9 protein-coding genes are annotated in these 12,194 nt (G+C 51.6%); 8 read left to right on the forward strand and 1 reads right to left on the reverse strand.

Annotation, left to right across the window (positions count from 1 at the left end; all coding sequences use genetic code 11):
- Positions 1–11: 11 nt before the first annotated feature.
- The 6 genes from ftsA (at position 12) to IE117_RS13450 (ending at position 7,787) form a co-directional block, all read left to right on the forward strand.
- Positions 12–1,379: a cell division protein FtsA gene (gene ftsA / locus IE117_RS13425; protein WP_189564949.1), complete on the forward strand. Its 1,368-nt coding sequence runs from the start codon at positions 12–14 to the stop codon at positions 1,377–1,379.
- Between the two features lie 42 nt (positions 1,380–1,421).
- Positions 1,422–2,945, forward strand: a complete 1,524-nt coding sequence (gene ftsZ, locus IE117_RS13430) for a cell division protein FtsZ (RefSeq protein ID WP_189564950.1) — start codon at positions 1,422–1,424, stop codon at positions 2,943–2,945.
- A 59-nt stretch (positions 2,946–3,004) separates the two neighbouring features.
- Positions 3,005–3,703 (forward strand): DNA alkylation repair protein, encoded by a 699-nt coding sequence (locus tag IE117_RS13435; RefSeq protein WP_189564951.1) that lies wholly within the window; start codon positions 3,005–3,007, stop codon positions 3,701–3,703.
- 165 nt (positions 3,704–3,868) lie between these two features.
- On the forward strand, positions 3,869–4,711 hold the full coding sequence (accD, locus tag IE117_RS13440) for an acetyl-CoA carboxylase, carboxyltransferase subunit beta (protein WP_189564952.1): 843 nt from the start codon (positions 3,869–3,871) through the stop codon (positions 4,709–4,711).
- Entirely contained in the window at positions 4,711–5,682 is a 972-nt protein-coding gene (locus IE117_RS13445) for a radical SAM protein (protein ID WP_189564953.1), read from the forward strand. The genes accD and IE117_RS13445 overlap by 1 nt, the downstream gene beginning before the upstream one ends.
- Before the next feature lie 164 nt (positions 5,683–5,846).
- On the forward strand, positions 5,847–7,787 hold the full coding sequence (locus IE117_RS13450; protein ID WP_189564954.1) for a KUP/HAK/KT family potassium transporter: 1,941 nt from the start codon (positions 5,847–5,849) through the stop codon (positions 7,785–7,787).
- A 4-nt stretch (positions 7,788–7,791) separates the two neighbouring features.
- Here the strand turns inward: IE117_RS13450 and IE117_RS13455 are convergent, their stop codons facing one another.
- Positions 7,792–8,751, reverse strand: coding sequence for an aldo/keto reductase (locus IE117_RS13455; protein ID WP_189564955.1), 960 nt, complete (start codon positions 8,749–8,751; stop codon positions 7,792–7,794).
- 141 nt (positions 8,752–8,892) lie between these two features.
- On the opposite strand from IE117_RS13455, the gene IE117_RS13460 reads away from it, so the two are divergent.
- Together IE117_RS13460 and IE117_RS13465 are read left to right on the forward strand one after the other, a co-directional pair.
- Positions 8,893–9,954, forward strand: coding sequence for an NAD-dependent epimerase/dehydratase family protein (locus tag IE117_RS13460; RefSeq protein WP_189564956.1), 1,062 nt, complete (start codon positions 8,893–8,895; stop codon positions 9,952–9,954).
- A gap of 169 nt (positions 9,955–10,123) precedes the next feature.
- Entirely contained in the window at positions 10,124–12,103 is a 1,980-nt protein-coding gene (locus IE117_RS13465) for an alpha-1,4-glucan--maltose-1-phosphate maltosyltransferase (protein WP_189564957.1), read from the forward strand.
- Positions 12,104–12,194 lie beyond the last annotated feature (91 nt).

Below are 12,194 nucleotides of genomic sequence, written 5' to 3' on the forward strand. Positions count from 1 at the left end.
CCCACAGAATCATGAATAAAGGTATCATTTCGGTTGGATTGGATATTGGCAGTACAAAGGTGGCCGCTGTGGCTGTGGAGGCCCACGACCAGGATATGATCGAAATCATCGGATTCAGCGAAGTGAAAGTTCCTGAGGATGCTATCGTGCGGGGGGCTGTTAAAAACGTGAAGCAGGTAGGTATGGCTATTCGCTCCGCCATCTCGGAACTGGCCATGCGCTCCGATCTGGACATCCGCAACGTCAATGTGGGTTTTGGTGGTACCAACATTCAGGTTTCGTCCATAACACCCAACATGGTGCGCCCCACCTCGGCCAGTAGCAACGAGGTAACTCAGACTGACGTGGATCAGCTCATCCGTGACCTGTACCGCGCACAAACCGAACCCAATAACGAGGTAATGCACATCATTCCCGGTGAGTTCACCGTGGACAATGGAAAAGGTGTGAAAGAGCCGGTTGGACGCATCGGCGTTCGGCTGGGTGGGCAATTTCTGGTGGTCGCCAGCAACAAGCAGGTAATCGACGCCACGCGCAACAGTCTTAAATGGGCCGACCCCGAACTTATTCACGAACAATTGCTGCTTTCACCCATCGCTGCCGGACTGGCCGTGCTGAACGATGAAGAAATGGCAGCGGGGACCGCTTTGGTGGACATTGGCGATCATGTTACAGATATCGTAATTTATCACGACGGCGTGGTCCGGCACATCGTCTCCATTCCAATTGGTGGTTCGCAGATTACCTCCGATCTCAAAATTGGTTGTGGTATCCAAAAGAACAATGCTGAAAGCCTAAAGCAACAGCATGGTGAAGGGCTCTCTGAACCGATCCCCCTGAATATCGAGATTCTGGTTAATTACCTGCGTGGCCGCGAGCCGAAGCGGGTACTTAAGAAAAACGTAGCGCTCATTATAGAAGAGCGACTCAAGGAATTGGCCGCTCTGGTCTATGCCGAAATCCTGGAATCGGGCTTTGCCGACCAACTGGTGGGAGGCCTGGTACTTACAGGTGGCACTGCTAATCTGCCCGATATTGAAACGGTGTTCAGCCGCGTAGCGGGTGGAATGCCCGTAAAGGTTGGTATCCCTGCCGGACTGGCCAACACCCCAAAGGCTGATGAAGTGGCCAATACCCTGTACGCTACGGCGGTGGGCCTGGCTTGGGCGGGCATCAAGAGGGTGGACCCCCGCCTTGATTCAATTTGTCCGACACCAGCCGCACCTCCCAAAAAGCCGCCAGTCCGGGACAGCCGTAGCTATAATTCGGGGGAACAAAACAGTAATCCTGACAGTGGCGGTCTCTTTCCCGGCTGGAACCTTAAAAACCTTTTTGGGGGTGGTGACAATAAGAATGACAAGACCGGAGGAGGATACTAATACAGGGTTGAAAATCCCGACTGAAAAACGAGACACACACCCATGAACAGCAATTTGTATAACGCCTTGGATCAGGATTACATCGTGAATAGTATTGAAGACAATGCCGGTGAGCCTTCTATCATCAAGGTGATCGGTGTAGGTGGCGGCGGTAGCAACGCGGTCAATTACATGTACGAGAAGAGCATTAAAGATGTGGAGTTTGCGATCTGCAACACCGATCGGCAAGCTCTGCTGGAAAGCCCCGTACCGACCAAAATTCAGCTGGGTGCCACCCTTACCAAAGGGCTTGGAGCCGGGATGGAGATAACCCGGGGCCGCGAAGCCGCTCTGGAAACAATCGAAGAAATAAAAGCCCTGCTGGGTGGGGCCACTCAGATGGTCTTCATCACGGCGGGTATGGGCGGAGGAACAGGCACAGGAGCTGCCCCGGTAATCGCCCAGATCGCCAAGGAAGAAATGAAGCTTCTCACGGTTTCGGTCGTGACGGCTCCATATTCCTGGGAGGGGTCGTTGAAGAAGAAACACGCCTTCGAGGGGATCGAGCTTCTCAAAAAGTACAGCGATACTGTATTGGTGGTTCTCAACGATAAGCTGGAAGAGCTCTTTGAGGATATGCGCATCACGGAAGCTTTCGTCCAAGCCGACAGCATCCTGCTCAATGCCGTAAAGAGCATTTCTGAGATTATTACTACCCGGGGTAACATCAACACTGACTTTAAGGATGTCGAGCGGGTACTTAAGGAAGCCGGGCAGTCAGTGATGGGTACTGCCGAGGTGGAGGGGGACAAACGTGCCTTCGAAGCCGTGCGCCAGGCCCTTGATTCGCCATTGCTCAATGACCGCGACATCAAGGGTGCCGAGCGGATTCTGGTTACCCTGGCATCCAGCACCAAGCATGAGGCGACCATGCGGGAGCAGACCGAGATCTGGAAGCATGTGCTCTCTCAGGTAGGTGGTGAAGCACACCTGTTTAAGTTGGGCACCATCACTGACGACACGCTGGGTCAAAAGCTGCGCGTGACCGTAGTGGCGGCCGGCTTCGATAGTGTCAAGCCTGCCATTGCGCCGCCTGATGCTCCCGAGGAAGTGGTAGCCATCACTGAAAAATCGGGCGAAAATGTACCGGAGATTCAAAACGGAACATCGTCTGAAGCATCTGCCGACCAGGCGCAGGAATCTGATAAGACTATTGAAGAAAATGGCGCATGGGATAATAATAATAACACTACTGCCAACGAGCCTGGTACCCCCACGGGTAATGTGCTTAGCCCACCACCGCCGACACACGGTACATCGGATCCATTTGTTGATGTGGAGGTACTTCCATCGCACCATTCACAGCCCATTACGCATGGTGGGGCAGCCATTCGGCATGATGATGGTGACGACTGGTCAGCAGAAGAGTATGAGCGCATCAAGGAAATGGTGCAGCGCTTCCGGAACCGCAGCCGCATCGACTGGGACGATCTTGAGCGCAACCCTGCCTACCGACGCAGCCAACTCGAACTTTGGCGGCACCCCAATTTGCCTCCGGGTGAAATGGAGCAGATCCGGTTGAGTTAAAAAATGAAAAAGAGGTGAGCGTGATTCTCACCTCTTTTTCGTAAATATTAATCTAGAATATGCAGGACATTCGCTCCGAACTTGCTGCCATAGCCGACGAGGCACGCGCCTTGCAGGTAGCGCGGTTTTTCCAGACCGGACCGGGACAGTACGCCGAAGGAGACGTATTCTGGGGGATTCCCAATCCCAGAGTTCGGGAAGTGGCAAAGCGTTGGTTGAACCTGAATATCCGGCAGACCGAAAAACTACTCCGCGATCCCGTTCACGAATGTCGCTTTGCAGCCCTGCTCATTTGGGTGGGGCAGTATCCGAAAGCCGATGCTTATGATCAGCAGGTAATATTCAACAGCTATCTGGCTCATCTTGATTTTATCAACAACTGGGATTTGGTAGACCTGTCAGCTCCACAAATTGTGGGGCACCATTTGTTCGAAAAAGATCGCCGTATCATCTACGATCTGGCACAGCGTCCTCACTTATGGTCGCAGCGGGTAGCGATCATAGCCACTTTGTATTTTATCCGGAAAAATCAATTCTCCGACACCCTGGCATTGTCGAAAATGCTTCTAACCCATCCGCATCATCTCATTCATAAGGCTGTGGGCTGGATGCTGCGCGAAGTAGGCAAACGTGATCCCGATGCAATGGAGGAATTTCTGCACCGGCATATTGCTTCCCTGCCGCGCACCACGCTGCGATACGCTATCGAGAAACTGCCGCCCTTTCGCAGGCAGTATTACCTTTCTCTTCAATTTTGACTTTGTAGCGGCCATACGGCAGATGATTGAAATAGGGGATTATCGGTTACCGTTCAATATGCCCATCATTTCTTCGGTTAAATTTTTCATTACTATCTTTGGCACCCGATTACGGTAAAATCGGGTATTTGAGACGATCCAGAATCCAGCACTTAACAACCATTTATGTCTTGGTTTATACGTAAAGAAAAAGGAATCAACACCCCAACGGAGATGAAGCGCGAAGCTCCGGACGGACTTTGGTACCAGTGCCCGAATTGCAAGAAAATCATGCAAACCCGTGAGCACAAGATGAACGCTTATACTTGCGAGCACTGTAATTACCACGAAAAAGTCGGTTCGGAAGCTTACTTCGAGATCCTTTTCGACCACAACAAATTCACAGAGCTGGATGCCAGCCTGACCTCTGCTGACCCGCTGAATTTCAAAGATACTAAGGCCTATCCCGACCGTATCCGCAGCACAATGGAAAAAACCGGCCTGAAAGACGCGGTGCGAACGGGGTATGGTAGAATGAATGACCTGGAAATCGTGATCGCCTGTATGGATTTCAATTTCATCGGTGGCTCAATGGGGTCGGTAGTAGGGGAGAAGATTGCGCGAGCCATCGACCATGCCCTGAAAAACCGGCAGCCTTTTCTGATGATTTCCCGCTCGGGCGGAGCCAGAATGATGGAAGCGGGCTTCTCCCTGATGCAAATGGCTAAAACATCCGCTAAGCTGGCGCTTCTCTCGGAGGCGGGCATTCCGTATATTTCGCTACTCACCGACCCCACTACGGGGGGCGTTACGGCGTCTTATGCCATGTTGGGTGACTTCAACATTTCAGAACCCGAAGCCCTTATCGGCTTTGCCGGGCCACGCGTGATCCGAGAAACCATTGGCAAAGATTTACCAAAAGGCTTCCAGAGCGCCGAGTTCGTATTGGAACACGGCTTCCTTGACTTCATCGTTGATCGTAAAGACCTGAAAGACAAACTTACCAGCCTGCTCAAAATGATTCAATAATGCGGTTGGTGTCCCATCCCGTCTTGTGCAATTATTACTTAACCTACCGCTGTAATGCGACTTGTGGGTTTTGCGATATCTGGGAACGGCCTTCACCTTACGTGACGCTCGAAAACTTTCGGCAAAACGTGAGCGACCTGAAAGCACTGGGTGTGAAAGTAATCGACTTCACAGGCGGTGAGCCGCTATTGCACCGCCAATTGGATCAGCTGCTTCGTGAAGCCAAAGATCAGGGAATGATCACTACCGTAACGACTAACGGTCTGCTTTACCCCAAACATGCCGAAAAGCTAAGCGGGTTAATCGACATGCTTCATTTTTCACTGGATTCGCCTATTCGTGAGGAACACGATAAGTCGCGTGGAGTGAAATGCTTCGATAAAGTGATAGAGTCCATCGCGATCGCTCGCCGACTGGGTGAGCGACCCGATATTCTTTTCACGGTTTTTGAAGAAAATATTCATCAGATCAAGCAATTAAGGGAAGACATCTGCCTGCCCAATGACCTGGTGCTTATCCTGAATCCGGTTTTTTCCTATAACGAAGTGGGCGGAAATCTATCTGCGTCCGCCCTGAGCGAATTAACCCGCTGGGGCAAACAGAAGAACGTCTATCTTAACGATGCCTTTGTGCAGTTACGAATAGACGGCGGCAATCACGTTGAAGATCCTATCTGCAAGGCTGCCAGCACCACGCTGGTAATTTCACCCGAAAACAAACTTGTGCTTCCCTGCTACCACTTGGGATTGAAGGAGTTTCCGATCGAGGGCAAGTTGAAGGTACTTTACCAATCTGAGGAAGTTCAGAAGCTCGTAGCCCTCGAAGGCCGCCTGCCTGCCTGCGAAGGCTGCGCGATCAATTGTTACATGCAGCCATCATTTGCCGTAGAAATGAATAGATACTGGTGGAAGGCCTTGCCGAGTACTTTGAAATACAACCGGATCAAAGGCACGTGGAAGCAGATGTTTTAATAAGTTGTTCAACGGATGCCGCCTATGGCCGGGAATTGAAAAACACAAAATTTAAAACTTAATCCCGGGTTCCACTCCGGTAATAAAAATTCCCTTACTTTTGGCGACTTTTTTGCAAGAAATACTCGACAGATCTTCCCCTCTCTGGTCGTCAATGCACGTCAATGGATAATCACAAAAATTTAGATCGGGTTTCCGCCGCCGGAGTACTGGTAGCGATGGGTATCATCTTTGGTGACATCGGCACCTCACCGCTGTACGTACTCAAAGCCATTGCCGGTACTGAAACGATCACGGAGGAACTTATCCTCGGCGCGCTCTCGTGTATTTTCTGGACGTTGACCCTCCAGACCACCGTCAAGTACGTAATCCTGATTCTCAGAGCGGACAATAACGGTGAGGGCGGAATTTTTGCCCTTTTTGCATTGGTACGCCGCCATGCCAGGTGGCTTACTGTCCCGGCAATTATCGGCGGGGCCACGCTATTGTCGGATAGTATCATCACGCCCCCCATCTCGGTTTCTTCCGCCGTTGAGGGGATCAGGGCCATTTACCCGACCATCGAGACGATCCCCATTGTCCTGATTATTCTGACGATCCTGTTTACCATTCAGGTATTCGGTACCAACAAAGTCGGAGCCGCTTTTGGTCCGGTGATGCTCACCTGGTTTGTCATGCTGGGAACAGTGGGCGGAGTGGCGCTGCTCGGCGATCCGGGGGTACTTCGGGCCGTTAGCCCGCACTACGCCTACCAGTTATTGGTAGTACACCCGGGTGGTTTCTGGCTCCTGGGCGCCGTTTTTCTATGTACTACAGGAGCTGAGGCTTTGTATTCTGATCTGGGCCACTGCGGTCGGGGCAACATCAGGATAAGCTGGATTTTTGTAAAAAGCTGCCTTTTGCTGAATTATTTCGGGCAGGGAGCCTACGTGCTCAAATTCAGCGGACAAATGCTGGCCGAGCGAAATCCGTTTTACGAAATCATGCCACTTTGGTTCCTGCCTTTCGGGATCGGAATCGCTACCCTGGCCACCGTCATCGCCAGCCAGGCTATGCTGAGTGGCGCATTCACGCTGATCAGCGAGGCCATCCGGCTCAACTTTTGGCCTAAGGTGCGGTTGGTGTATCCTTCTAACCAAAAAGGCCAGCTTTACGTACCAAGTATCAACTTTTTACTCTACGCGGGTTGCGTGGGGGTAGTTCTCTACTTTAGAGAATCGTCCAAAATGGAAGCTGCCTATGGCCTGGCCATCACCATGACGATGATGATGAACACAGTTCTGTTTGGCTACTACCTTTACATGAAAAAGGTCAACATGTGGTGGGTTGCGGCTTTCATTGGCTTTTATATGTTCATCGAGGGCTGTTTCCTCATAGCCAATATGGTCAAATTTACCCACGGTGGCTGGGTGACGGTATTCATCGCGAGTATCATGGGCGGCGTGATGTTTGTGTGGCTGCGGGCTTTTTACATCAAGCTGCGGCTCACGGAATTTGCCAAACTGGAAAACTACCTTCCTGCTCTTCGGGAGCTTAGCCGCGATATCAGCATTCCCAAATACGCCACGCACCTGGTGTACATGAGCAATGCCTCGCGCGCCAGCGAAATCGAAACCAAAGTGATTTACTCCATATTCCAGAAACGTCCCAAACGCGCTGACATTTATTGGTTCGTCCATGTGGACACGCTCGACGATCCCTACACGATGGAGTACAAGGTGGATGTACTGGAAGAAGATGATGTGATTAAAGTAACCTTCCGGTTGGGCTTTCGTGTTGAACAGCGGATTAACCTTTTCTTCCGCCGGGTGATTGAAGACATGGTCAAAAATAAGGAAGTGGACATCACAAGTCGTTATGAGTCGCTGAGCCGGCAGAATATGACGGGAGATTTCCGCTTCGTAGTACTGGAACGCTTCCTGTCATTTGAAAACGACCTGCCCTTTTTCGAGCAGGTCGTGATGAAGGCTTACTTCTTTATCAAGGATTTTACCACTTCCGAGGACCGCTGGTTTGGTCTAGACAGCAGCTCAGTGAAAATTGAGAAGGTGCCGTTGATTATACGGCCCGCCGAAAATGTAAAGCTCCGGCGAGTCTATAGTTAAAGCCTCACTCATCCCAGATATTGGCCACCGTATAGTCAGTGCCTTGCTGTGCCCATGTTTCTCCATTGATGTAGCGGAAGTGACGATCCAGCATGGAAATTTTGGCCATGTCATCTTCATCTAGCTTGATGCCGGCTGCATCAAAGTTTTCCTGTAATCGCTTCTTGTTCACCGATTTCGGGATTACTGCCGTATCGCGGGAAACTGCCCAAGCCAGAGCGATCTGCGCCCAGGTGCAGTCATGTTTCTTTTCAAGAATCTTAACTGTGGGATTATCCTGCAAGCTTGGATCATCGTCCTTCTTGAGGCGATCAGGCCGGTCGTTGGAGCCAAGCGGTGAGTAGGCGGTGAGTTGAATGCCGTTCTTGTGACAGAAGTCAACCAGTGTAGCTTGTTGCAAGAACGGATGCATTTCCACCTGGTTCATAGCGGGCTTGATTCGGGCGGTCAGCAGTAGTTCCTGAATCTTCTTCATGCTGAAATTGGATACCCCGATGTGCTTCGTAAGGCCGGCGTCCACGCAGGCTTCCATGGCTGTCCAGGTGGCGGCCAGCGGCACTTCCCGCAGGCTGAGGAAATCGTCGCTGCCTGTTGGAAAATTGATGCCCAAGCTTGGTTTCAGCGCAATGGGCCAGTGAACAAGATAGAGGTCGAGGTAGTCAAGTTGCAGGTCGGCGAGCGTTTTCTCCAGGGCGGGCCGCACGTCCTCCGGCCTATGCATGCTATTCCAGAGTTTGGAGGTGATCCAAAGCTGATCGCGTTTCACACGGCCTTCATCCATTGCATGACGCAAGGCCCGGCCTACTTCGGCTTCATTTCCGTAAATCGCGGCGCAGTCAAAGTGGCGGTAGCCTATTTCGATGGCTTCAAGGATGGCCTTATAAAGTTCTCCTTCCTTAGATTTCCAGGTACCCAGCCCTAAGGCCGGAATTTTATCACTTTCTCCAATGATTAGGGTTTTCATGTAGGGGTTGGTTTTGTTTTATGCAAAATGCGGATGTTAAAAATATCGTTCCGGCAGTTTTTCAAAGCCAAAAGGGCGTAAAGCGTCCCAAAGATGCCTTAACTTTGAACCTGTATAAAATAATAACCTTGTCACTGACCCATGAAAATTCTCATTACGGGCGGAGCCGGATTCGTTGGTTCCTCCCTGGCAATTGCCTTGAAAAATAACTATCCAGACTATCAAATATTCGCGCTTGACAACTTGAAGAGACGCGGTTCGGAGCTGAACCTAAGCCGCTTAAAAAAAGCTGGGGTCGAGTTCGTTCATGGAGATATTCGCAACAAAGAAGATTTTGACGCCTTGCCTGCCGTCGACACTGTCATTGAAGCCTCTGCCGAGCCCTCAGTACTCGCCGGGTTGGACGGTACGCCCGACTACCTCATCAACACCAATCTTTTCGGTACGGTCAATTGCCTGAACTACGCTCTTAAGCATAAAGCGGCCTTTATATTTCTGTCCACAAGCCGCGTCTATCCTATCAAGACGCTGGAATCGCTCAATTTCGTAGAGGAGGAAACCCGCTTCGCTCTAGCTGATGATCAGCCCGTGCCGGGGGCATCGTCCCGGGGCATCGCAGAGGATTTTCCGCTTGATGGCCCGAGGTCACTGTATGGAACTACGAAGTTAGCCTCCGAATTACTGATTCAGGAGTACAATGAATTCTATAACCTCAAAACGGTCATCAATCGTTGTGGCGTGATTACCGGACCCTGGCAGATGGGCAAAGTCGATCAGGGCGTGATGGTACTTTGGGTGGCGAAGCACTACTTCCAGCAGCAACTCGGGTACTTTGGCTACGGCGGCACAGGCAAGCAAATCCGCGACATGCTGCACGTCGCCGATCTCTACCGACTTATCGACTGGCAACTACACAATCTCGATAAAGTCGACGGGCAAATCCTGAACGCGGGTGGCGGGTTGGAGAGCAGCGCGTCGTTACAGGAACTCACTGAAATCTGCCAGAAAGTGACGGGCCACACCATCCCGATCAAGGCCGTGGCCGAAACCCGCACTGCCGACATACGGCTTTATGTGACGGACAATACCCGAGTGACGGAACTGACAGGCTGGAAGCCGGAGATCGGCATCAGGCAGATTGTGGAAGAGATTGCCGAATGGTTGAAGGAGAATGAGGCCGATTTGGGACCAATTTTGCGATAGAGACTATAGCACGTCCTGTCGGGCCGCTTTCAGAATTTTAATATGGCAATAAATTGCAGGGATATAGCGATATCCCACCTGTCTTTTGGCTGTTGCCAAGGGGTAGTTGGCCCTAAAATCCCGGTTTTTCCTTATTTTGCCAAAAACAAACGAACCAAATCACGCTTTCATGGCGAAAAAGAAAAACTTTCTGATTCCTGAAAATATTGAAGGCCGCACCCGTGTGGTCATTGAAAACTTCATCCCCGAAATAAACGAAGGCCAGTTTGCGGTCAAGGCCGTTCCCGGCGAGAGCATCCATGTCGAGGCCGACGTTTTTTGCGACGGCCACGACCACATCACCGCCCGGCTGCTCTACAAACACATCGACGATTCCGACTGGTCGGAAGTGGGTATGACGCTTATCGTCAACGACCGCTACGAGGCTGATTTTACCGTTGAGAAACAAGGTCAATACGTCTATACCATTGAAGGATGGGTCGATCATATAGATACCTGGCAACACGATACTGAGCTGAAAATCAAGGCCGGACAGCGTGTGCCGCTTGAACTGCTGATGGGCGCCAACTTTCTGGAAGGCATGCTGGACAAAGCCACCGCCGGGGATAAGCCGCTCATTGCGGAGGCTATCGACATCATGCGAAACGAGCATCGCAATGAGGAGGCTCGTCAACTGGCTTTGAGTTTTCGGATGACCGAGTGGCTGCAACGCTATCCCGAACGGAAATTCACGACCCGCTATCGCGAACTACCCTTGTACGTCGATCGCGAACGCGCCGGGTTCAGTGCCTGGTACTCCATGTTTCCGCGCTCGTCGGCCCCTGAGCCTGACCGCCACGGTACTTTCCAGGATCAGATCAAACTGCTGCCCCGGATCGCCGATCTGGGGTTCGACGTCCTGTACCTGCCGCCGATTCATCCCATCGGCAAGCAGTTCAGGAAGGGCAAGAACAACGTCGTTACGGCCCAGCCCGGTGAGCCGGGGGTGCCTTATGCTATTGGCAGCGAACTGGGCGGCCACGACGCGATCAGCCCCGATCTCGGTACGCTGGACGACTACAAGCAACTGGTTGCCGCCGCCAAGGACTTTGGGATGGAAGTCGCGATGGACTTAGCGATCCAGTGCTCGCCTGACCACCCTTGGGTGAAGGATCACCCGGAATGGTTTACGATTCGGCCCGACGGCACGATTCAGTACGCCGAAAATCCACCCAAAAAGTACCAGGATATTTATCCCATCAACTTTGAAAGTTCCGACTGGCAGGGTTTGTGGCTCGAAATGCGCCGCATTCTACTGCTTTGGGGCGAATGGGGTACCCGTATCATCCGTGTGGACAATCCGCACACGAAGGCGTTCAAGTTTTGGGAATGGGTTATCGCTGAGGTAAAGGCGCAATATCCGGACATGATTTTCCTGTCCGAAGCATTCACCCGCCCGAAGGTTATGCGGCAATTGGCCAAAGTCGGATTCACGCAGTCGTACACGTACTATACCTGGCGCACCGAAAAATGGGAGATTGAAGAGTATCTGACTGAACTCACGCAGTCGGAGATGAAGTACTACTACCGGCCCAACTTCTGGCCCAATACCCACGACATCAACCCGTATTTGCTGCAGGGGGGGCATGAGCCGTACTTCCTGATTCGGTACTTTATGGCAGCCACGATGTCTTCCAACTACGGCATCTTCGGCCCAACGTTCGAGTACATGGTGCACGATGCTTATCCGGGTAAGGAGGAGTACCTTAACTCTGAAAAATACGAAGTCCGGCATTGGGACTGGAACCGCGAAACCAAGCTGACGTACCTGATCCGCATTGTCAATCGGCTGCGGAAAGAGAACACTGCGTTGCAGTTCACGAATAACCTGCAATTTTGCCATATCGACAATGAGAACATTGTAGCCTACGTCAAAACGCACGCCAATGGAAATCGCATCCTGTGCGTCGTGAATCTGGATGGGTATAATACACAAGCGGGATGGGTACAGTTGCCGCTGCGATTACTGGGCAAAATGGAGCATGATTATTTCCGGGTCCATGACCTGGTGACGGGTACCATGCATACGTGGCAGGGTGAATGGAACTACGTCGAGCTGAACCCGCACATTATGCCGTTTCACCTCTTCCGAATAGAGGACATGTATTAAGGGGCCGTAGGCTATCAGCCTCCGGCTCTTAGTGTTTGAATACCGTTGAGAATAAAGATTTTGGCCGCGCAGTAATTCACGATGCCTTTGA

Origin of the sequence: Persicitalea jodogahamensis, assembly GCF_014651615.1 — a bacterium.
GTDB classification, from domain to species: Bacteria; Bacteroidota; Bacteroidia; order Cytophagales; family Spirosomataceae; genus Persicitalea; species Persicitalea jodogahamensis.